This window comes from Streptomyces sp. NPDC087215 (genome assembly GCF_044744885.1).
Classification (GTDB): Bacteria; Actinomycetota; Actinomycetes; order Streptomycetales; family Streptomycetaceae; genus Streptomyces.
This window is the reverse complement of the sequence record NZ_JBIUZD010000005.1, coordinates 279,085-301,412: the sequence shown is the minus strand read 5'-3', so window position 1 is coordinate 301,412 and position 22,328 is coordinate 279,085. Positions and strand designations below refer to the sequence as shown.

17 protein-coding genes are annotated in these 22,328 nt (G+C 72.9%); 7 read left to right on the top strand and 10 right to left on the bottom strand.

Annotated features, from left to right (window positions below; translation table 11 throughout):
- Positions 1–49 precede the first annotated feature (49 nt).
- The 7 genes from ACIO92_RS16680 to ACIO92_RS16650 all read right to left on the bottom strand — a co-directional run bounded on the left by ACIO92_RS16680 (position 50) and on the right by ACIO92_RS16650 (position 9,602).
- Positions 50–3,847 (bottom strand): multifunctional oxoglutarate decarboxylase/oxoglutarate dehydrogenase thiamine pyrophosphate-binding subunit/dihydrolipoyllysine-residue succinyltransferase subunit, encoded by a 3,798-nt coding sequence (locus ACIO92_RS16680; RefSeq protein WP_366440274.1) that lies wholly within the window; start codon positions 3,845–3,847, stop codon positions 50–52.
- Between the two features lie 269 nt (positions 3,848–4,116).
- Positions 4,117–5,169, bottom strand: coding sequence for a HAMP domain-containing sensor histidine kinase (locus tag ACIO92_RS16675; RefSeq protein ID WP_366440323.1), 1,053 nt, complete (start codon positions 5,167–5,169; stop codon positions 4,117–4,119).
- Between the two features lie 158 nt (positions 5,170–5,327).
- A complete protein-coding gene (locus ACIO92_RS16670; protein WP_351781859.1) occupies positions 5,328–6,065 on the bottom strand; it encodes a response regulator transcription factor in 738 nt (245 codons plus the stop codon).
- A gap of 60 nt (positions 6,066–6,125) precedes the next feature.
- Entirely contained in the window at positions 6,126–6,854 is a 729-nt protein-coding gene (locus tag ACIO92_RS16665; protein ID WP_401236918.1) for a spermidine synthase, read from the bottom strand.
- A 521-nt stretch (positions 6,855–7,375) separates the two neighbouring features.
- Entirely contained in the window at positions 7,376–7,903 is a 528-nt protein-coding gene (locus ACIO92_RS16660) for a hypothetical protein (protein ID WP_366440276.1), read from the bottom strand.
- Between the two features lie 128 nt (positions 7,904–8,031).
- Positions 8,032–8,670, bottom strand: a complete 639-nt coding sequence (locus ACIO92_RS16655) for a GNAT family N-acetyltransferase (protein WP_366440277.1) — start codon at positions 8,668–8,670, stop codon at positions 8,032–8,034.
- Positions 8,671–8,867: 197 nt separating this feature from the next.
- Entirely contained in the window at positions 8,868–9,602 is a 735-nt protein-coding gene (locus tag ACIO92_RS16650; RefSeq protein WP_402281681.1) for a hypothetical protein, read from the bottom strand.
- A 360-nt stretch (positions 9,603–9,962) separates the two neighbouring features.
- Between ACIO92_RS16650 and lon the strand changes: the two genes are divergently transcribed.
- Both lon and ACIO92_RS16640 read left to right on the top strand, forming a co-directional pair.
- On the top strand, positions 9,963–12,374 hold the full coding sequence (lon, locus tag ACIO92_RS16645) for an endopeptidase La (protein WP_366440279.1): 2,412 nt from the start codon (positions 9,963–9,965) through the stop codon (positions 12,372–12,374).
- A 234-nt stretch (positions 12,375–12,608) separates the two neighbouring features.
- On the top strand, positions 12,609–13,283 hold the full coding sequence (locus ACIO92_RS16640; RefSeq protein WP_402057689.1) for a DUF4240 domain-containing protein: 675 nt from the start codon (positions 12,609–12,611) through the stop codon (positions 13,281–13,283).
- A 271-nt stretch (positions 13,284–13,554) separates the two neighbouring features.
- Here the strand turns inward: ACIO92_RS16640 and ACIO92_RS16635 are convergent, their stop codons facing one another.
- Entirely contained in the window at positions 13,555–14,433 is an 879-nt protein-coding gene (locus tag ACIO92_RS16635; RefSeq protein WP_366440281.1) for a lytic polysaccharide monooxygenase, read from the bottom strand.
- A gap of 201 nt (positions 14,434–14,634) precedes the next feature.
- Positions 14,635–15,468 (bottom strand): lysozyme, encoded by an 834-nt coding sequence (locus tag ACIO92_RS16630; RefSeq protein ID WP_366440282.1) that lies wholly within the window; start codon positions 15,466–15,468, stop codon positions 14,635–14,637.
- A 244-nt stretch (positions 15,469–15,712) separates the two neighbouring features.
- Between ACIO92_RS16630 and ACIO92_RS16625 the strand changes: the two genes are divergently transcribed.
- Positions 15,713–16,195 (top strand): MarR family transcriptional regulator, encoded by a 483-nt coding sequence (locus ACIO92_RS16625; protein WP_366440283.1) that lies wholly within the window; start codon positions 15,713–15,715, stop codon positions 16,193–16,195.
- A gap of 407 nt (positions 16,196–16,602) precedes the next feature.
- On the opposite strand, the gene ACIO92_RS16620 is transcribed toward ACIO92_RS16625, so the two are convergent.
- Positions 16,603–17,391: a hypothetical protein gene (locus ACIO92_RS16620; RefSeq protein WP_366440284.1), complete on the bottom strand. Its 789-nt coding sequence runs from the start codon at positions 17,389–17,391 to the stop codon at positions 16,603–16,605.
- 372 nt (positions 17,392–17,763) lie between these two features.
- On the opposite strand from ACIO92_RS16620, the gene ACIO92_RS16615 reads away from it, so the two are divergent.
- Genes ACIO92_RS16615 through ACIO92_RS16600 form a run of 4 tightly spaced genes read left to right on the top strand, consistent with a single transcriptional unit; the run spans position 17,764 to position 22,322 of the window.
- Positions 17,764–20,721, top strand: coding sequence for a nitrate- and nitrite sensing domain-containing protein (locus ACIO92_RS16615; RefSeq protein WP_402281856.1), 2,958 nt, complete (start codon positions 17,764–17,766; stop codon positions 20,719–20,721).
- Positions 20,718–21,209, top strand: a complete 492-nt coding sequence (locus tag ACIO92_RS16610; protein WP_366440285.1) for a roadblock/LC7 domain-containing protein — start codon at positions 20,718–20,720, stop codon at positions 21,207–21,209. Before ACIO92_RS16615 ends, ACIO92_RS16610 begins: the two co-directional genes overlap by 4 nt.
- The gene (locus ACIO92_RS16605) at positions 21,206–21,619 is read left to right on the top strand and encodes a DUF742 domain-containing protein (RefSeq protein ID WP_366440286.1); all 414 of its coding nucleotides are present in this window, start codon (positions 21,206–21,208) and stop codon (positions 21,617–21,619) included. Before ACIO92_RS16610 ends, ACIO92_RS16605 begins: the two co-directional genes overlap by 4 nt.
- A complete protein-coding gene (locus ACIO92_RS16600) occupies positions 21,600–22,322 on the top strand; it encodes a GTP-binding protein (protein WP_401236939.1) in 723 nt (240 codons plus the stop codon). Before ACIO92_RS16605 ends, ACIO92_RS16600 begins: the two co-directional genes overlap by 20 nt.
- Positions 22,323–22,328: the final 6 nt, after the last annotated feature.

Genomic DNA, 22,328 nt, shown 5'->3' with positions numbered 1-22,328 from the left:
ACCGGGCCTCTTGCCGTTCCCGTACACGGACGCGTACGGGAACGACCGGTCAGGCGTCGAAGACCTCGCTGACCAGCTGGGCCTGCTCCGTCTGGTGGCGCTTGGCCGAGCCGACCGCCGGGGAGGAGGAGTGCGGACGGGAGATCCGGCGCAGGCGCTCGCCCGCCGGGATGTCCGCGCCGACCGCCAGGTCGAGGTGGTCGATCAGGTTGAGCGCGATGAACGGCCAGGCACCCTGGTTCGCCGGCTCCTCCTGGGCCCAGATGTACTTCGCCGCGTTCGGGTACTTGGCGATCTCGGCCTGGAGCTCGGCACCCGGCAGCGGGTACAGGCGCTCCAGCCGGATGATCGCGGTCTCCTTGTCGCCGCGCTTCTGGCGCTCGGCCTCCAGGTCGTAGTAGACCTTGCCGGCGCAGAAGACGACCTTGCGGACGTCGGCCGGGTCGACCGTGCCGTCGCCGATCACCGGACGGAAGCCGCCGGTGGTGAACTCCTCCACCTTGGACGCCGCCGCCTTCAGACGCAGCATCGACTTCGGGGTGAAGACGATGAGCGGCTTGTGGTGCGGGTTGTGGACCTGCCAGCGCAGCAGGTGGAAGTAGTTCGACGGCAGCGTCGGCATGGCGACCGTCATGTTGTCCTGGGCGCACATCTGGAGGAAGCGCTCCGGGCGGGCGGACGAGTGGTCCGGGCCCTGGCCCTCGTAGCCGTGCGGCAGGAGCAGCGTGACGCCGGAGGTCTGGCCCCACTTCTGCTCGGCCGAGGAGATGAACTCGTCGACGACGGTCTGCGCGCCGTTGACGAAGTCACCGAACTGGGCCTCCCAGACGACCAGGGAGTCCGGACGGGCCAGCGAGTAGCCGTACTCGAAGCCCATCGCCGCGTACTCGCTGAGCAGCGAGTCGTAGACGTTGTAGTGGGCCTGGTCCTCGGCCAGGTAGAGCAGCGGGGTGAAGTCCTCGCCGGTCTCCTGGTCCACCAGGACCGCGTGGCGCTGGCCGAAGGTGCCTCGGCGGGTGTCCTGGCCGGAGAGCCGGACCGGGGTGCCCTCCATCAGCAGGGAGCCGATGGCGAGGGTCTCGCCGAAGCCCCAGTCGATGGTGCCGTCGTCGATGGAGGCGGTACGGCGCTGCATCTGCGGGAGCAGACGCGGGTGGACCGTGATCCGCTCCGGGATGTTGACCTGCGACTCGGCGATCCGCTTCACGACCTCCTGGGAGACCGCGGTGGTCACGGCGACCGGGAACTCGGCGCGCGCGTCCGGGACGTGCGTCGGGGACGGGGCGGCGGTGGCCTCGCGGACCTCCGCGAACACCTTCTCCAGCTGGCCCTGGAAGTCCTGGAGCGACTGCTCCGCCTCTTCCAGGGTGATGTCGCCGCGACCGATGAGCGACTCGGTGTACAGCTTGCGCACCGAACGCTTCTTGTCGATCAGGTTGTACATCTGCGGGTTGGTGAACGAGGGGTTGTCGCCCTCGTTGTGACCGCGGCGGCGGTAGCAGATGAGGTCGATCACGACGTCCTTGTTGAACGTCTGGCGGAACTCGAAGGCGAGCCGCGCGACGCGGACCACGGCCTCCGGGTCGTCGCCGTTCACGTGGAAGATCGGCGCCTCGATCATGCGGGCCACGTCGGTCGCGTACATCGAGGAACGCGAGGACTCCGGGGCGGCGGTGAAGCCGACCTGGTTGTTGATGACGATGTGGACCGTGCCGCCGGTGCGGTAGCCCCGCAGCTGCGACATGTTCAGCGTCTCGGCGACGACGCCCTGGCCCGCGAAGGCCGCGTCGCCGTGGAGGGCGACGGGCAGGACGGTGAAGTCCGTGCCGCCCTTGTTGATGACGTCCTGCTTGGCGCGGACGATGCCTTCCAGGACCGGGTCGACCGCCTCCAGGTGCGAGGGGTTCGCGGCGAGGGAGACCTTGATCTGCTCGCCGTCGAGGCCGGTGAAGGTGCCCTCGGCGCCCAGGTGGTACTTGACGTCGCCGGAGCCGTGCATCGACTTCGGGTCGAGGTTGCCCTCGAACTCGCGGAAGATCTGCGCGTACGACTTGCCGACGATGTTCGCCAGGACGTTCAGCCTGCCGCGGTGGGCCATGCCGATGACGACCTCGTCGAGGCGCGACTCGGCGGCCGAGTCGATGACCGCGTCGAGCAGCGGGATGACGGACTCGCCGCCCTCCAGGGAGAAGCGCTTCTGACCGACGTACTTGGTCTGCAGGAAGGTCTCGAAGGCCTCCGCCGCGTTCAGCCTGCGCAGGATGCGCAGCTGCTCCTCGCGCTCCACGCGGGAGTGCGGGCGCTCGACGCGGTCCTGGATCCACTTGCGCTGCTTCGGGTCCTGGATGTGCATGAACTCGACGCCGGTGGTGCGGCAGTACGAGTCACGGAGCACGCCGAGGATCTCGCGGAGCTTCATCATCGACTTGCCGGCGAAACCGCCGACCGCGAACTCGCGCTCCAGGTCCCACAGGGTGAGGCCGTGCTCGGTGATGTCCAGGTCGGGGTGCTTGCGCTGCTTGTACTCCAGCGGGTCGGTGTCGGCCATGACGTGGCCGCGGACCCGGTAGGAGTGGATCAGCTCGAAGACCCGCGCGGCCTTGGTGACGTCGTCGTCGTGCGAGGCGTCGATGTCCTTGAGCCAGCGGACCGGCTCGTAGGGGATGCGCAGGGCCTTGAAGATCTCGTCGTAGAAGCCCTCCTCGCCGAGGAGGAGGTTCGCGACGACGCGCAGGAACTCGCCGGAGGCGGCGCCCTGGATCACGCGGTGGTCGTACGTCGAGGTCAGGGTCATGACCTTCGCGATGCCCAGCTTGTTCAGGGTGTCCTGGGAGGTGCCCTGGAACTCGGCCGGGTAGTCCATCGAGCCGACGCCCATGATGACCGACTGTCCGGGCATCAGACGCGGCACGGAGTGGACGGTGCCGAGGCCGCCGGGGTTGGTCAGGGAGACCGTGACGCCGGTGAAGTCGTCCATCGTCAGCTTGCCCACGCGGGCCCGCTTCACGATGTCCTCGTACGCCTGCCAGAACTCGAAGAAGTTGAGCGTCTCGGCCTTCTTGATGCCCGCGACGACGAGCTGGCGGTCGCCGTTGGGCTTCACCAGGTCGATCGCGAGACCGAAGTTCACGTGCTCCGGCTTGACCAGGGTCGGCTTGCCGTCCTTCTCCGCGAAGGAGTGGTTCATCGACGGCATGGCCTTGATCGCCTGCACCATCGCGTAGCCGATCAGGTGCGTGAAGGAGATCTTCCCGCCCCGGGCGCGCTTCAGGTGGTTGTTGATCACGATCCGGTTGTCGAAGAGCAGCTTCACCGGGACGGCGCGGACGGACGTGGCCGTCGGCACCTCCAGGGAGGCGTTCATGTTCTTCGCGACCGCGGCGGCGGGGCCGCGCAGCGTGATCAGCTCAGGCCCCGCGGGAGCCTGGGCGGCCGGCTGCGCGGGGGCGGCCTTGGCGGCGGCCGGAGCGGCGGCGGGCTTCACGGCGACCGGCGCGGGAGCCGGGGCGGGCGTCGCGGGAGCCGGGGCGGGGGCCGCGACCGGGGCGGGCGCGGGAGCCGGTACGGCCGCCGGAGCGGCAGGCGCGGCCTGTGCGGGGCCCGTCTGCGGCGCGGCGGGGGCGCTCGGCGTGGTGGCGGCCGGGGCGGTCGGGGTCTCCGACGTGCCCGGCTTGTAGTCGGCGAAGAAGTCCCACCAGGCACGATCGACCGAATTCGGGTCCTGGAGGTACTGCTGGTAGATCTCGTCGACGAGCCACTCATTGGCACCGAAGGCGGTCGCAGGGTTCTGGCCCTGCCCGTCTTGGGCGGTCGGGGAGCTCGGGGTACTGGGGGACTGAGACGACACGGCGGCAACCGCCCTCTTCCGCTTCACAAGGTGATGGACAGCGGAAATAAAGGCTACGCCTGTCCGGCCTGGAGGTGCAGGCCGGGCGCTCCAACGTCGCGCAAGTCACACTTGACGCGGTGTTTCGGAGCCGTGATTGGCGGGAAACAAGCGTGGTTCCGCTGTGTCAGGGTACGGAAAAGCCCGAGCGCGACCCTCTTTCGGTCGCCCCCGAGCACACCTCCTGCTCATGTACACGCAGAACGTGCTGCTCCAGTTCGAACCCTACGTCAATCCCGTGGCGGAAGGCTTCCCGGAAGGGTGACTCTGATCCGGCACCCGCGTGACGATTCGGCCACGCCGATCCCGCCGCCGTGCAGATCCACCGCCCAGCGGGCGATCGCCAGGCCGAGCCCCGTGCCGCCGTCGCTCCCCGGACCCCGGCGGCGCGGCACCGCACCCCGGTTGAACCGCTCGAAGACCGTGTGCCGCTCCGACTCCGGGATGCCGGGCCCCTCGTCCTCGACCTCCAGCTCCAGCGAGTCGGGGAACGGACCGCGCCGGGCCCGGACCGTGACCCGGCCGTGCGGCGGCGAGTGCTTCACCGCGTTGTCGATCAGGTTCGCCATCACCTGGTGCAGCCGCTCCGCGTCCGCGTGCGCGACCAGCTCGGGCGGCGACACGTCCAGGTGCAGATGCACGTCCGTCCGCCGGTGCAGACCCGAGGTGGACGACAGGCCCCGCTGCGACGCGGCCAGGTTCGCCTCCCGCAGCACGCCCGACAGATACGGCCAGACCTCGAAGCGGCGCACCTTCAGCGTGACGACACCGTTGTCGAGCCGGGACAGGTCGAGCAGCGTCTCCACGAGCCGTCCCAGCCGCTCGGTCTGCCGCAGCGCCGACCGCATCGTCTCCGGGTCCGCCTCCGACACCCCGTCCACGACGTTCTCCAGGACCGCCCGCAACGCGGCGATCGGGGTCCGCAGCTCGTGCGACACATTGGCGACCAGCTCCTTGCGGTGCCGGTCCACCGCCTCCAGGTCGTCCGCCATGCGGTTGATCGTCGAGGCCAGGTCGCCCAGCTCGTCCCGCCGGTCCGCGCCCCGCACCCGCCGGGAGAAGTCCCCGCGCGAGATCGTCCCGGCCACCGTGGTCATCTCGTCCAGCGGAGCCGTCAGCGACTGCGCCACGAACTGGGTGATCAGCAGGGTCGCGATCATCGCGAAGATCGTGATGTACCGGAACTCGGTGGACGTACGGATCGCCACCAGGGCCAGACCGGAGGTCAGCAGCACCGCCCCGACGACCAGCGCACCCAGCTTCGTCTTGATCGAGATCACGATCCGCCGCGGTCTGCGCGCCCCGGCGTCGGGCGCGGTCCCGGCAGCTCCGGGACCCGGGCCCCGCGCCGCCCGCCGCGCGCCCGCGCCGCACTCCCGCGCCGGCCGTCGCGGCCCGTCGGCGTCCCGTGCCTCCCGCGACCCCCCGGGCCCGCGCCGGTTCACGGCGCCGGGGTCTCCAGCGCGTAACCGACACCGTGGACGGTACGGATCCGCTCGGCCCCGATCTTCCGGCGCAGCGCCTTGATGTGGCTGTCCACGGTCCGGGTGCCCGAGGCGTCCGCCCAGTCCCACACCTCCGCGAGCAACTGCTCGCGGGAGAGGACCGCGCGCGGGGTCCCCGCCAGACAGACCAGCAGGTCGAACTCGGTGGGGGTCAGGTGCACGTCCTCGGCCCGCACCCGCACCCGGCGCTGCGCGTGGTCGATCTCCAGTTCGCCCAGGCGCAGGGTGCCGCTGCGCGGGGCGGTCGCGGCGAGCGTCGCCCGCTCCACCCGGCGCAGCAGGACGTGCACCCGGGCGGCCAGCTCGCGCATCGAGAACGGCTTGGTCATGTAGTCGTCCGCGCCCACGCCGAGACCGACCAGCATGTCCGTCTCGTCGTCACGGGCGGTCACCATGAGGACCGGTACGGGCCGCTGGGCCTGGACCCGGCGGCACACCTCCAGACCGTCGAAACCGGGCAGCATGACGTCGAGGACCATCAGGTCCGGCTGCCACGCCTCGGCCGCCTCCACGGCGGCGGGTCCGTCGGTCGCGGTCTGCACGAGGAAGCCCTCCGCGCGCAGCCGGGCGGAGATCGCCTCCACGATCGTGGCGTCGTCCTCGACCACCAGGACGCGCCGCTGGGCCCCGGGAGTGGCCGCCGCACCGTGGTGAGTGGTGTGTGTCTGGTCCATTGCCCCGCCTCGCGTCGCCGATGTCGGTGCAGCAGCCTAGAGGTACCGGCGGTGTCCCGGCTATCCGGCGAGTCTCCCGGGACGGACCGCGAGATGGACCGCGTCGGGGACGCCTCGGGCAACGGGCACCTCTTCCGTCCGTACCCCGCTGAATCCGGCATTCCGCAAGGACTCTTCGAAATCGGCGGAGGGCCGGGCCGACCACACGGCGAGCACACCGCCTGGTTTCAGCCGGGCCGCGCAGGCCGTCAACCCGTCGACCCCGTACAGGGATTCGTTGTCCTCGGTGACGGTCCAGTCGGGCCCGTTGTCGATGTCGAGGCACAGGACGTCGTAGGTGTCGGGGGAGGTGTGGAGGTACTCCACCAGGTCGGTGTGCAGGATCACGGTCCGGGGATCGGCGAGCGCGGCTCCGGAGATCGAGGCGAGCGGGCCCTGCCGGTGCCAGTCGATGATCGCCTCCTCCCGCTCGACCACCGTGATCCGCCCCCAGTGGGGGTCGGCGGCGGCGTGCGCGAGCGAGAAGCCGACCCCGAGCCCGCCGACGAGCACCGAGGCCCCGGGCCTGGCCGGCTCCGGCAGCGCGTCCCGCGCCGCGTCGACCAGGAGCCGCTCGGAGCGCCCGTCGGAGGTGTCCATGAGGAAGGTCCCGTTGGCGATGATCTCGAAGTGCTCCTCGCGGCGGCGCAGCACGACCTCTCCGTACGGTCCTTCGCGGCGGTCGAGGGTCTGGGGTGGGTGCACGGGCGTTCTCTCTGCTTCTCGGCTCGGGGATCCGCTCGCGTCCATCCTCGGCGGGCGACGGGCGACGGGACAAACGCTTTACGGGTACGGGGGCGGGTTCCGGCCGGTCCCGTGGTGCGCCCCCGTACCCGTACGGGGGGACCGGTTCCGGCCACGAGCACCCCGCCCGTCGCCGCGCCGGGGTCCTTCCGGCGGGTGCGACGGCCGGATGCCCGGCCCACCGCGCGCGTACCCGGTCCGGCGGTTCATGAACCTGGGAAGAGTCATGGATGCGGGCTCTCCCGGCCGCGCGTACCCCGGTCCCGCGATGTGTGAACCCGAGAAGAGTGGCGACCTCTCGCCTTCTCGTCACGGGCTCGGCCGGGTCCGGAGCGGTGCGGCACGGGTCGGACGGACGGGGGGAAGGGGGAAGAGAGGAGTGGACGGGCCGGTCGGGCCGGGCGCGGGCCTCCGGGTCGACCGGTTGACCGATGCGGTCGGGCCGACGGTCGGTCCGACCCGGTCACCGGGCCGACCGGTCGGACTCCTCGGGCCGACCGGTCACGGACTTCTCTCGGGCCGGCCGGTCATGGGCTGGTCGGTGGGCCGCCCTCCGGGAGTGCGGCGAAGACCCGCTGGAGCGCGGGCGGGCGCTCCCCGTCGCCCGAGACGACCAGACGGCCGCGGTGGGTCAGCTCGTACCGGAACCCGTCGGCGATCGGCCGGCCGGTCGGCCGGTCCGGGACCTGCGCGTACGCCGGGTCCTCCAGCGCGGCCCGCAGGGCCCCCGCCTCGACGGGGGTCTGTCGGCCGGTACGGGCGGGCCCGCCGCCGGAACCGCTGGTCCAGGCCCCGTCGTACCGCACGACGAGCCGGTTGCGGATGCCCGCGAAGCCGCCGCTGACGACCACTTCGACGAGGACCTCGTCCGGTCGGGGCTCGGTCGCCGGGGTGCCGGGGCCGGTCGCGGTGCCCGGCAGGGCGGGGCCGCTCGTCACCGAGGGCGGACCGCCGGGCGCGGGTACGTCCCCGGGCCCGCAGCCGCTCGCGCCGAAGGCCAGGACTCCGGCCAGCAGCAGGGTCCCGCGTCGTCTTCCCCGTACGCCTCGCACCATGGTCCGAGGATGCCCGCCCCCGGGTGCCGGGCGCAGCCGTACCGGAGGGTTGCCACCCGTACGGGCCCCGGCGACCGGACCGGAGCCGGTCCGAGGCCGGTCCGGAGCCGGTCCGGCGGACGCGGGGTTCAGACGGTGTCGCGCACGATCCCGGTCAGGGGTCCTCGGTGGCGCCAGCCCAGGGAGTCGTAGAGGGCGAGGCCGTCGACCGTCGCGGCGAGGACCCCCGTCCCGGCGCCCGCCTGGGCGGCCGCCGCCTCCAGGGTGAGCATGACGTTGGAGCCGAGGCCCCGCCGCCGGTGCGCCGGATCGGTCTCGATCCGGTCGGCGACGGCGGTCGGGCCGGTCGGCGCGATCCGGCCCTGCGCGGCGAGGGTGCCGTCGGGGGCGAGGACACGGACCCGGACGACACCGTTGCGGACCTCGGTGGTCCTGGCGTACCCCTCGGGCGGCGCGGGCCGGGCGCCGGGGTCGAGGGGCTTGACCATCATGAAACCGGGGTCGTCGGGGACGGTCCACCCCTCGCCGATCCACCCGGCCGCCTCCTCCGGCTCCGCCATGATCTTGAGCCAGCTGTACGGGGTGGTGAGCCGGGCGCAGAGCGAGCCGACGACGGCCGCGTCGGGGGCGGGCAGCACGTGCCGTACGACGTGCCGGGGCAGGCCCACGTCGATCCGGTGGCCCCAGGGCTCGGCGACGGCCGCGGGGGTGCCCCGGGAGACGGTCCAGCCCGCGACCCAGGCAGATGTAATGGCTGCGATATCCATGGAGGGATTACAGCCGCAGGTGGTGCCCGCTGTCGGCGTCCGGTGGATTTCTTGGTCGCATCGTGACCAAGGGTGGTACCGGGGGGTGCGGGGGCGGTGGCGTGTCGCGTTGTGGGAGTGGGAGCGGGAGCGGGAGCGGCCGAGCCGGGCGCGGGAGCCGGAGCGGCCGAGCCCGGCGCGGACCGCTGGGTTCTTCCCTATCCGGCGCTGACCCGGTCGGCGACGGAGAAGTCGGTTTCGCAGTCCGGGCAGGTCGCGTTCCCGAAGACGTAGGTCAGCACGTGGGCGACTTCGTGTCGGCCGTCGGTGAGTGCGATGCGGTGGAGACGCGCGCCGATGCCTTCGAGGTCCGCGGGGACCGTCGCGCGGAGCGGGCGGGTTTCGATGATGCCGTCCGACAGGGCGTAGTCCTCGCTGGTGCAGAAGAACCCGAGTTCACCCAGGACGACGAACAGGTCGGTCTCGCAGCCGGGGCAGGAGATCTCGTATTCCTCGTTCCCGAGTCCCCGGGCCAGGGTCTCGCTCCATCCCGCGACGCCCTCGAAGCCGAGCATGGATTCCAGCAGGTCGATGTACTCGGTGCGGTCGGTCGCGGTCCTGAGGTGCCGGTTCACCGATGCCAGCAGGGTGGCGATCTCCGCCGAGTGCTGTGTGCGGACATCGCCCGCTCCGCGCGGTTGCCCGGCGCCCGCCATGATGGCCCCCGCCAGGCCCAGGGCGTTCACGGCTTGTCCTCGGTCCTCGTTCTCGGCCATGTCGGCCAGCCAGGGCAGTGCCGCGAAGCTGGCCGAGTAGACGCTGCCTTGATGGCAGAGCGCGGACCACAGGTCGTTCCAGAGCCCTGAATCGGGCTCGGGCGCGATGCGCGCCAGCAGGGCGGGTATGTCTTCGGCGCATCCGTAGGCGTGCCTGAGTCGCTGCCAATCCGTCATGCCGGGATCCCGTCACGCTCGTGGCCGCCAGGAACGATCAGGCGGCTGCCCGTCGGCCCTCGCCCCCGATCGTCACCGGCCACCCCGGCCGACCGGCTGTCCGGTCCGTGTTCGGCGCGGAGCCGCAGCGCCGACCTGCCGGCCTGCTGACCTCGGACCCGCGCCCAAAGGCCGCTCCGCAGAACGAACGAGCCGGACGAGCCGGACGAGCCGGACGAAGAGGGAAACCGCAGAACGAGGAGATCCGCGTCGAAGGGCGGGGCGGAAGTGATCGCTCAGAGCGAACGGGCGGGCGGGAACATTCCCCGGCTCACATGCATTGAGTGCACATAGCTCAACTTGACTGCCGAAGGGGAGATCATGGCTTCTGAGTCCAAGCCGTCTGTGGCACTCACTCTGCCGGTGCTGCCGCTCGACGACGAGGTCGTGCTGCCCGGAATGGTGGTACCGCTCGACCTGTCCGACGCCGATGTGCGCGCCGCCGTCGAGGCCGCCCAGGCCGCCGCGCGGCCGGGTGCGGGCAAGCCCAGGGTGCTGCTCGTGCCCCGCGTCGACGGGACCTACGCGGGGACCGGTGTCCTCGGCACCGTCGAGCAGGTCGGACGGCTGTCCGACGGCGACCCCGGCGCCCTGATCCGGGCCATCGGCCGCGTCCGCATCGGCGCGGGCACCACCGGCCCCGGCGCCGCGCTCTGGGTCGAGGGCGCCACCGTCGAGGAGACCCTGCCCGAACCGCTCCCCGGCCAGGTCACCGACCTGATCAAGGAGTACAAGGCGCTGGCCACCAGCTGGCTCAAGAAGCGCGGTGCCTGGCAGGTGGTGGACCGCGTCCAGCAGATCGAGGGCGTCGGCGCCCTCGCCGACAACTCCGGGTACTCGCCCTTCCTCAGCGTCGAACAGAAGGTCGCCCTCCTGGAGACCGCCGACCCGGTCGCCCGGCTGAAGCTCGCCACGGCCCAGCTCCGCGAGCACCTCGCCGAGCAGGACGTCGCCGAGACCATCGCCAAGGACGTCCAGGAGGGTGTGGACAAGCAGCAGCGGGAGTTCCTGCTCCGCCGCCAGCTCGAAGCCGTACGCAAGGAACTCCGGGACCTCAACGGCGAGGCCGAGGGCGACGAGTCCGACGACTACCGGGCCCGGGTGGAGGCCGCCGACCTGCCCGAGAAGGTCCGGGAGGCCGCCCTCAAGGAGGTCGAGAAGCTGGAGCGGTCCAGCGACCAGTCCCCCGAGGGCTCCTGGATCCGCACCTGGCTGGACACCGTCCTCGAACTGCCGTGGAACGAGCGGACCGAGGACCGGTACGACATCCGGGGCGCCCGTGCCGTCCTGGACGCCGAGCACGCGGGTCTGGACGACGTGAAGGAGCGCATCACCGAGTACCTGGCCGTCCGCAAGCGCCGCGCCGAGCGGGGTCTCGGCGTCGTCGGCGGGCGGCGCGGCGGGGCCGTCCTCGCCCTCGTCGGCCCGCCCGGCGTCGGCAAGACCTCCCTCGGCGAGTCCGTCGCCCACGCGATGGGCCGCGAGTTCGTCCGCGTCGCCCTCGGCGGCGTGCGGGACGAGGCCGAGATCCGGGGCCACCGGCGCACCTACGTCGGCGCGCTGCCCGGCCGCATCGTCCGGGCGATCAAGGAGGCCGGGTCCATGAACCCGGTGGTCCTGCTCGACGAGATCGACAAGGTCGGCTCCGACTTCCGGGGCGACCCGGCGGCGGCCCTCCTCGAAGTCCTCGACCCGGCGCAGAACCACACGTTCCGTGACCACTACCTGGAGGTCGAGCTGGACCTCTCCGACGTCGTCTTCCTGGCGACCGCCAACGTCCTCGACGCCATCCCCGAGGCCCTCCTCGACCGGATGGAACTGGTCAGGCTCGACGGCTACACGGAGGACGAGAAGGTCGTCATCGCCCGTGACCACCTGCTGCCCCGGCAGCTGGAGCGCGCGGGTCTGGCGCCCGGCGAGGTCGTCCTGGAGGAGGCGAGCCTGCGGAGGCTGGCGGGCGAGTACACCCGTGAGGCCGGGGTCCGCACCCTGGAGCGGGCGATCTCCCGGCTGCTCCGCAAGATCGCGGCCCAGCACGAACTGGGCGACCGCGAGCTGCCGTTCACGGTCGGCCCGGACGATCTGAGGGACCTCATCGGGCGACCGCACCACGTGCCCGAGTCGGCGCAGGACCCGGCGGAGCGCAGGACCGCCGTGCCGGGCGTGGCCACCGGGCTCGCGGTGACCGGCGCGGGCGGCGACGTCCTCTTCGTCGAGGCGTCCCTCGCCGATCCGGAGACCGGCGGCGCCGGGCTGACCCTCACGGGCCAGCTGGGCGACGTGATGAAGGAGTCGGCGCGGATCGCGCTCTCCTTCCTCCGCTCGCACGGCGCGGAGCTGGAGCTGCCCGTCACCGGTCTGAAGGACCGGGGCGTGCACATCCACTTCCCGGCGGGCGCGGTGCCGAAGGACGGCCCGAGCGCGGGCGTCACCATGACGACGGCCCTCGCCTCGCTCCTGAGCGGGCGGCTGGTCCGTACGGACGTGGCCATGACCGGCGAGGTCTCCCTCACCGGCCGGGTCCTGCCGATCGGCGGGGTGAAGCAGAAGCTGCTCGCGGCGCACCGGGCGGGCATCACGACGGTCGTGATCCCCAAGCGGAACGAGGCCGATCTGGACGACGTCCCGGCCGAGATCCTGGAGAAGCTGCAGGTCCACCCGGTGACGGACGTCCGGCAGGTCCTGGAGATCGCCCTGGCCCCGGCATCGGTCCCGGTGGGCGTGGCGGCCTGACCGCGAGGGACGGTCATGGCTTCTCGTACGGAAGCCATGACCGTACGGGAGTGACGACCGTACGGCCGGGGCGGTCGTACGCGGGAGGTGACCGTACGGCCGGTCCGGACGGGCGGGCGGTGGGCGGTTACGGACCGGCCGGTGGTGAACGGTGGGTGGCGAGCGGGGTGTTCCGTACGGAACACCCCGCTTCGTCGTGCTCCGCTGTCAGTGGCGGCTGCGATGCTCGTACGCATGGACGAAGACGCCTTCTGGGCTCTCATCGACGAGTTGAGCCGACGGCCCGGTGACCGGGACGAGCGGCTGGAGTGGCTGACCGGGCGGCTGCTGCGGCGGCCGGCCGCCGAGAGCGCGGTGTTCCAGGCGCGCCTCGAGCGGGCGTGCGCGGTGGCCCATCGGGAGGAGCTGTGGAGGGCCGCGGACCGGGTGGAGGGCGGGGCCTGCACCGACGACGGCTTCCACTACTTCACGCTCTGGCTGGTGGCGCAGGGGCGCGAGGTGTACGGGGCGGTGCTCGCCGATCCGGACGCGCTGGCCGGTCTGCCGGGGATACGGGCGCTGGCGGGCCGTCCCCGTGACCTCTGGCACGACGACGAGTGGCCGGAGTGGGAGGAGCTGGACTACGCGGCGCAGGACGCGTTCGACGAGCTGACCGGCCAGGAGGACGACGACGGGGAGGAGTTCCTCGACGCCGTCGAGGCGGCGGAGGAGGCCGCGGTGGCGGCGGGGGAGTGGGGGGAGCGGGAGGAGTGGGAGCTTCCGGAGGAGCGCGGGTCCCTGGGCGACCGGGACTTCCCGGAGGACCGGGAGTTCTCGGCCGACGGGGAGTTCCCGGAGGGCCGGGAGCTCGCGGCCGACGGAGGGCTCGCGGGCGGTCGTGGGAGCCGGAGTTCCCCGGTGGCCGGGTGAGTGAGCCGGGTGAGTGAGGGGAAGAGGGCGGCGGTTCGCGGGGGTCCCGCCCGGAAGGGGTGGCGTTGCCCCGCCTCACCGCCCTCTTCCCGGTCGGGGCGCCCGCCTCCTGATCGTCATCGGGAGGCGGGCGGAGGGACCGGGCCCCGGGGGCCGTGGGAACCCCCGGGACCGGGAGGCCCCGAGGGGCCCGGAGCGGTCCCGGATCAGGAGGGCCTTCGGGAGCCGAAGGCCTTCGGCGGTCCGGAGGGTCTCAGGGCCCGGCGGGTCCTCAGGAGGCCGAGGAGTTCCGGCGGCGGCTCAGGAGCAGGCTGCCCGCCGCGAAGGTGGCGAGGGCACCCGCTCCCGCGAGGGCGGGCACGAGCGGCGAGGACGACGTGCCCGTGGTCTCGGCGGAGAGCGCCGGGGCCTGCTCGTCGCCGCCGTGGCCCGCGTGGCTCACGGTGGACAGGGCGACGCCCGCCGCGATCTTCGCCTCGGTCGGGGCCTGGGCCTTCGCCTGCGTGGCCGCCGCGCCGCCGAAGGTGACGTCGGAGCAGCTGTAGAAGGCCTCGGGGCTGTCGTTGCGCTGCCACACCTTGTAGACGATGTGGCGGCCGGTCCGGGCGGGGAGGTTGCCGGTGAAGTTGTAGAAGCCGTCCGTGGCGGTGCGGGCGGTGTTGTGGACGGCGACGGGGGTGGCGTCGAGGTCCGACCACTTCAGGGGCTGCGTGGGGTCGAAGCCGGGCTTGGTGATGTAGACGGTCATGGTGCCCGAGTGGGCGGCCGTGACGCGGACCTTGAAGTTGAAGGCGCCCGTGGCGACCGCCGTGGCGGGCCAGTCGGTGCGCGCCCAGTCCAGGGCGCGGTACTTGGCGCGGTTCGCCGAGCAGAGCTTGCCGTCCGGGATCAGCGCCTGGTGCTGACCTGCGGCGTTGGCGATGTTGACCTCGTTCCAGTCGTAGAGCGGCTGGGTGCCGGAGTCGGCGACGAGGTCCTTGCAGACCTGGGACTTGGGGGTCTCGGGACCTTCGGCGTAACAGGCGGCCACTCGGCTGACCGGGTTGAAGACCGCTCCGTGTGCGGCGGCCGTGGTGGGGGTCAGGCCGACGAGTGCGGTGGCGGCGGACAGGGCGGCGACGCCGGTGGCGGCACGGCGGTAGGGCAACATGCGGGGGCTCTCTCTCGTGGGGGAGGAAGGTACGAGCAACGCGCGCTGAGTGCACGGAAGTTGAATTCCGGGCTACCGCGATAGAGCGTCGCATTGGTCCATACCAATGAGCAAGAGGTCGGGCGGAAAAAGCCGTGACGGCCCCCGGGCGCCGCCGCCCCCGGGCGCCGCCGCCCCCGGGGGCCGCCACCGGCGCGGGCGTCAGCCGTTGGCGAGCGCCCGCACCCGCGAGTAGTCCCCGTTGAAGCGGTTGTGGTCGCCGACCGTGGGGCCGGTGGAGGTGTACTGCCACATCGTGTAGTAGGCCCATCCGGCCGGGAGTTCGCCGACCGCGGCGGCGTACCGGGCGATCCACAGCGGGTTGGTGGCGGCGAAGGCGGAGGAGTTGCCGGTGCACTGGGTCCACCAGCTGGTCGCGGTGTAGATGACGGCGTCCCGGCCGGTCCGGTACCGGTACCGGTCGGTGAACTCACGGATCCAGGCGACCATTCCGGCCTGGGACTTGCCGTAGCAGGTGGCGCCGTACGGGTTCCACTCGATGTCGAGCACGCCCGGCAGGGTCCGGCCGTCCCTCGACCAGCCGCCGCCGTTGTCGGCGAAGTAGTCAGCCTGGGCGGCGCCGGTCGTCGTGTCCGGGGTGGCGAAGTGGTACGCGCCCCGGATCATCCCGATGTCGTACGAGCCGTTGTACTGCTGCGTGAAGGAGGTGTTCTTGTAGTAGGTGCCCTCGGTGGCCTTGACGTAGGCCCACTTGACGCCGCTGTTCCAGAGGGTGGGCCAGGCCACGTCGCCGTTGTGGCTGGAGACGTCCACGCCCTCGGTCTGGACGGCCTGGGCGGAGCTCCCGCCGGGGGTGGAGCCGCGTCCGTCGTGGGCGAGGACGCCCATGCCCATGCTGGCGGATCCGCGCGGGGGCACGGCCCGCGCGCCCGGGTCCTGGGCGGCGCCGGCGGGCCCGGCGAGGGGGAGGAGGAGGGCCAGTGCCGCGAGTGCGGCTCCGGCGAGGGCGGTCGTTCCGGATCCGTGCGCACGCATGGCGTGCCTCCGAACGTCTCGGTGGGGGAGGGGGATGACCGTATCCTGGTGTGGACATGTCATTCCGGAGAGGGGTACGACGCTACGCACGTGGACCCGGCCGACGGAAGAGGTCCAGGATTCCGCCGTTGGTCTACTCCTGCGAAATACTGGGGGAGCTGCGGCGACGGCCTCGGCCGGAAGAAACTTTCAGCGGCCCGAAAGCCACCGGCCGGGCACCGGAGAACGTGTGGGAGGTGCTGTCGTGCACAGAAGCGGTACGGGAAGCGGGGGCCGGGTGTCCCCGCCCGCCACGGTCGACCGCGAGTTCCTGGCGCTCGAACGCGAACTGGCCGTGTTCCTGCGGCGCGCCCGCGCCCAGTCCGGCGAGATGGCCCGCGAGGTGCACCCCGAGCTGGAGCCCGCCGCCTACGGCCTCTTCGTACGGCTCGACGACGCCGGGCCCCAGCGGGCCACCGAACTCGCCGGGTACTTCGGGGTGGGGAAGGCGACCATGAGCCGCCAGTTGCGGGCCCTGGAGGACCTCGGGCTCGTCGCCCGCGACCCCGACCCCGCCGACGGGCGCGCCTCGCTCGTCCGGCTGACGGAGGAGGGCCGCGCCCGCTTCCGGCACGTACGGGACGCCCGGCGCGAGCGGTACGTCCGCAAGCTCGCCGACTGGGACCGCGCCGAGGTCGCCGAACTGGCCCGCCTCCTCAACCACTTCAACATCCGCTCGGAGGGGTGAGGCGCCGCCGGGCGCGCGGCGGGGCCGACGGGGGCGCGTCTCCCCGGCCCGCCGCGTGACCGGCCCCGCGAGGCGATGAACCCCCGGCGGGCGCGCGGACGGCGGATACGGACGGCGAAGAGGGGCGGAGGACGGAGCAGCGGCCGGGGACGGAGGACGGGGCGGCGGCCGGGGGCGGCGATGCGGCGGACGGCGGCCGGGCAGGACGATGCCGGAGTCGTATCCGCCCAGCCCCGGCAGGCGCGCGGACGGCCGCGCGGGCGCGCGAACCCCCGGCCGCAGGGGCCGGGCCACCCGGCCCTCCGCGCCCCACGGCCCCGGGCCGCCGGGGTTCGGCCACCCGGCCACCCGGCCACCCGGCCCTCCGCTCCCCACGGCCCCCGGTCGCCCCGCCCCGCGCGCCTTCGTCAGCCCGGGAACTCCACCAGCGCCGCCGTGGCGTCGTCGTGCCGCTTCCAGCGGCGGACCCCGCCCGCCCCGGCGTCCGCCTCCTCCAGTGCCCGCACCCGCCGGAGCAGCCCCAGCGGGCCCTCCTCCCTCAGCACTCCCACGCACTTCGTCCAGTCGCCCGCGCCGAACAGATCGACCCAGCGGCTCGCGCCGTCCGTCAGCGCCGCCAGGGACCGCACCCGCGCGCGGGGCGTCGAGCCCGTCACCGCCCGCGCCGCGACCGCCGGATCGGCCGCCGCCGTGAAGAACCCGCCCTCCCGGTTCCGCAGCCGGTCCGTCGCCTCCAGGGACCGCAGGACCTCGTCCGGCACCCGGTCCAGCCGGTCGTCGAGCACCGCCCGTACCGCCCCGTCCGGACCCTCCAGGAGGAGGACGGAGTCGGAGAGGACGAGGTGCTCGACCGAGACGTCGTCCCATCGCACCAGCACCACGGTCGCCTGAGGCGTACGCACGTGAGAAAGGTCACAGGTGTCCCGGTGGGCGTCCGCCGTGCGCCGGATGGCCGAGGACAGGATCTCGGACAGGGGCACGTCAGGCCGGGAAGCGGACAGTTCGGTCAAAGCGCCGCCGAGGCGGGCCGTGAACCACGGCACGGTGTGCACACAACCGTCATCACCCGCGGGTGGTGTGACGCCGTCGAGCAGGACGACGGTTCCCCCACGGCCGGAGGCGGGCAGGGCGGCGGCCACCCAGTCCTCGTTGGGGCGTTCGGGGCTGCCGGGAAGGGTGGCGACATCACTGCGCATGTCGTCCAGTGTGCCCGCTCCGGCACGCTCCTTCACCGGACCTGCAAATGACCGGAAATGGCCTGTACCAAGCCCCCGGAGCCCTTCCCGAGCAGGGAAGGGACCTCTGCGCCGGACTGCGGGCGGGCATCCTGCCAAAGCCCGCGCGGAAGATCCAACCGACGCTCCGCCGAGCCCCGTACCGGCCGTCCGGGGAAGTTGTTCGCCAACTCGGGAGTGCTGTTCACTCGTTCGGGTGGCGGAGCGGCCGATGCGCGTCTCCTTCCCGGAAGCGCTGGAATGGTCGGAAGCCGTACCAGGGGTGGGGGGCGCTCCACGTGACCGGTCGTCACCTCTGCTTTGTGGGCGGACGAGTCAAGAATGCGAGCACCGGTGCAGATGAAGCGGCCTCGGAGCAACAACGGCACGCGGAGCCGGACCCCCGGTGCAGCACCGACCCCGGACGGCACGGCCTCGGCACCCCCCGCGGGCCGGTCCAAGCGCGTCCGCAACCGGCTCGTCGCGGGCGTCGCCCTCGTCGGCATCACCGTCCTCGTCGCCGGAGCCCCCGCGCTCCTCACCGCCTCCACCCAGCTCAACGACTCCCAGCGCCTGGTCACCCTCGCCGAGCTCGACCGGCAGGCCGTCACCCTGGCGCACTCCCTCTCCGACGAGCGCGACGAGGTCGTCGCGTACATCGCCGCGGGACGCGACAACCAGAGCGCCGACGCCCGGCACAAGCGCCAGGTCACCAGCGTCCGTTCGACCCGCGTCGACCGGCAGATCGACGAGATCCGGCCCGGCGCGACCACCGAACTCCGCCGTGACCTCGCCGGAGTCCCCTCGATCCGCCGCACCGCCCTCACCGGCAAGGGCACCGCCCTCGAAGCCCACCGGGCGTACACCGAGGTCGTCGGCAAGCTCCAGGCCCTCGCCGACGAACTGGCCGACAGCACCCCGGCCCGCGCCGCCGACACCGCGCTCACCGAGGCCACCCGCGCCCCCGCCGCCCTCGGCCGCGCCGTCGAACAGGCCTCCGCCACCCGGGGCCTGCTCGTCGCCGCGCTCTCCGTGCCGCAGCCCGAGGGGACCGGCGAGCCCCGCTACGACTCCACGACCGGCACCTACGTCACCGAGGAGCCCGAGGGCGCCGCCGAGGCCGAGCGGGCCCGCGACACCCTCACCGCCGCCGCCCAGCAGGCCCGCGTCCGGGAACTCGCCGCCCTCGGCGACTTCGACCAGGCGGCGGGCTCCACCGCCCGCGACTCCCTCGCCGCCACCGTCGCGGGACCCGACGTCAAGAGCGCCGAGCGCTCCCTGGCCTCCCTCACCGACCAGCCCAGGCTGACTCAGAGCGAGCGCGGGACCGACCCGGTGGCGCTGGAAGCGGCCCTCTCCGCCCGGATCGAGCAGATGCGGGGCGTCGAGTCCACGCTCGCCGCCGAGCGCGTCGAGCGGCTCGCCGCGCTCCGCGACGACGACGTCACCGGCCTCGAACTGCGCATCGCCTTCCTCGGCGGCTGTCTGCTCGTCGCCGTCGGCATCTCCACCTATGTGGCCCGCACCCTCACCCGGCCGCTCGCCGTGCTCCGCATCGGCGCCGCCCGGCTCGCCGCCGCGCCCGCCGCGCACACCGAGGAGCCGGTCCGCTTCACCGGCCGCAACGACGAGTTCGCGCAGGTCGTGCGCTCCCTCAACACCCTGCACGGCAAGCTGTCCGGGCTCGTCGCGCACAACGACTCGCTGACCGACCGGATCGGCGACGGGCAGGCCGACCTGACCGCCGCCAAGGAGGCCCTCGGCGCCGAGCTGGCCACCCAGCGCGCCGAACTCCAGGGGCGGGTCGCCCTCCTCACCGCCGATCTCGAACGGCTCCGGGGCACCGTCCAGCACACCTTCGTCAACCTCTCGCTCCGCAGCCTCGGGCTCGTCGAGCGGCAGCTCGGCGTCATCGAGAAGCTGGAGGAGCGCGAGCAGGACCCGGACCGCCTCGCGACCCTCTTCAAGCTCGACCACATGGCGACCGTCATGCGCCGCCACAGCGAGAACCTGCTGGTCCTCGCCGGACACGAGCACGGACACGGGCACGCCGGTCCCGTCCCCCTGGTCGACGTGCTGCGCGCCGCCGTCAGCGAGATCGAGCGGTACGAGCGGGTCACCATCCACTCCCTGCCGCCGCACGCCCAGATCGCCGGATTCGCCGCCGACGACCTCAGCCACCTGGTCGCGGAACTCCTGGAGAACGCCACCTCGTTCTCGCCGCCGGACGCGGCGGTCCAGCTCTCCGGCTGGCTCCTGGAGACCGGCGAGGTCATGCTCTCCGTGCAGGACGCGGGCATCGGCATGACACCCGGTCGTATCTCCGAACTCAACGCGCGCCTGTCCGGGGCCGACCAGGACGCCTTCGACGGCGAGGGCCTCGGGATGCGGGTGATCGCCCTCCTCGCCGCCCGCCACGGCGTCCGCGTCGAACTGCGGGAGCAGCAGCCGGGCGGCACGGCGGCCGTGGTGGTCCTGCCCCCGCCGCTGCTGCCCGTCACCCCGCCCGCGACGGTCACGGAGCCCGTACGGGTCCCCGGCGCGGTCCCCGCGGTCCAGCTCCCCGGCTCGGCCGCCGAGGCCAACTCCAACACCCTGCCGTCCCGGCACCGCGACCCGCTCGTGGAAGCGGCGGAACGCGCGTTCCTGGAGGCGATGGGCGGCGCGCCCGCCCCCGCCGAGGACCGGACGCCCCGGCCCGCCGAGGACCTGACCTCCCGGCCCGCAGAGGAGTGGACGCCCCGCTCCGCCGAGCCGCACCCGGCGGCGCCCGCCCCCGAGCGCCCCTACGACCCGGCGCCCGCCCCCGGGTACGGAGCCGCCGGGGACCGCCACGAGTCTCCGTACGACGGGCCCGCCACCCCCGAGGCCCCGGCCCCGCAGCCCCCCCCGCTCGGCGAGTCCGTCTCCGAGACCACGCTCCAGGTGCGGCTGCCGGTCCCGCCGCCGGAGCCGGACGCCCACGAGCGCGCCGCCGACACGGCCGCCGCGCCCGCCCCCGAGGCCCCCGCCGCGCCCGAGGACGGGCAGACGGTTCCCGGACCGCGCCCCGCGCAGTGGGAACGCGTGACGGACAAGGGACTGCCCAAGCGCACCCCGCAGGTGGTGCGTCAGAGCGGCCCTGCGACCACCACCCGAAAGGGTGGTGTCGACGCGGAGGCGCTCCGCCGCCGCCTGGGCGGATTCCACCAGGGAGCCAAAGCGGGCCGCCGCGACGTGGAAGTGGAGTTGGACACGGCGCGCACGGAGGCCGTAAGGACTGCACGTACAGAGGAGATGACGGGGGACACAGTCGAGGAGGCACGCAGTTGACCGCGACGGGAACGTACGGACTGAGCTCGGAAGCCCGAAACCTGCAATGGCTGCTGGGAAACCTGGTGGAGGAGGTGCCCGGGGTCCGGTCGGTCGCCGTGGTCTCCTCCGACGGCCTGATGCTGCTCTCGTCCGACCCTGCCGCCCAGCAGAGCACGACGGTCGCCGCCGGGACCGGCCGGCCCGGAGGGCCGCGAGGATCCAGCGCCGACCTGGCCACCATCGTCTCCGGCATCGGCAGCCTGACCATCGGTGCCGCCCGCCTCATGGACGGCGGCGGAGTGAAGCAGACCATGGTCGCCATGGACGAGGGCAGCGTGTTCGTGATGTCGATCAGCGACGGCTCGCTGCTCGGCGTGCACGCCGAGCCCGACTGCGACATGAGCGTCATCGCCTACCACATGGCGCTCTTCGTGGGCCGCGCCGGTCATGTGCTCACCCCCGAAGTCCGCAGCGAGCTGCGCAAATCGATGGAGAGCAACCAGTGACGTCAGCCTCCCACGCCCACCGGCTGCCGGTCCGGGGGAACGGGCGGCGCCCCGCGCGCGTCCGCCCGTACTCGCTCACCGGCGGCCGTACCCGCTTCGGCCACGTCCTGCTCGTCGAGACCTTCGTGGCGGCGCTCGAAGCGCCCGCCGAGCGCAAGGTCCTGACGGACGGCGGACCCGGGGCCCGGGGTCTGATGCCGGAGATGCGGGCCATTGTCGAGATCTGCCGCCGGATGCGGACGGTCGCGGAGATCTCGGCGCTGTTGAAGATGCCGTTGGGGGTCGTCCGGGTGCTGCTCAGCGACCTGGCCGACCAGGGAAAGATCCGTGTGTACGGGACCGGTCACGGCACCGGCCAGCCCGACCGCGCGCTCCTCGAAAGGGTGCTGAGTGGACTCCGTCGTCTCTGACGCCTCCGCCGCCTCCGCCACCACGGCGGCGCCGGTCATTCCCGTGCAGCCCGGGACGGACCTGTTCCACAGGGCCGCCCCGCGTCCCGGGGCCGCCGCCCCGGGCGTCCCCGATCCCGAGGACGGCGCGCGGGACTGGCAGCTCGACCACAGCCGCGCCCCGATCGCGACGAAGATCGTGGTGGCGGGCGGCTTCGGCGTCGGCAAGACCACGTTCGTCCGCGCGGTCTCGGAGATCACCCCGCTCCAGACCGAGGCGCTGATGACCCGGGCGAGCGAGGAGACCGACGACCTCAGCGCCACCCCGGACAAGCTCACCACCACCGTGGCGATGGACTTCGGCCGGATCACCCTGGACAACGACCTCGTCCTGTACGTGTTCGGCACACCCGGCCAGCAGCGCTTCTGGTTCATGTGGGACGACCTGGTGCGCGGGGCGATCGGCGCGATCGTGCTGGCCGACACCCGGCGGCTCACGGACTGCTTCCCGGCCCTGGACTACTTCGAGAGCTGCGGCATCCCGTACATCGTGGGCGTCAACCACTTCGAGGGCACCGAGCTGTTCGAGGTGGACGACGTCAGGGAGGCCCTGACCGTGCCCGCGCACGTGCCCGTTGTGATCATGGACGCGCGCAAGCGGTACAGCGTCGTCGAGAGCCTGCTCGCGATGGTCGCGCACGCCCTCGAAGCCACTCCCGAATAGCACTCA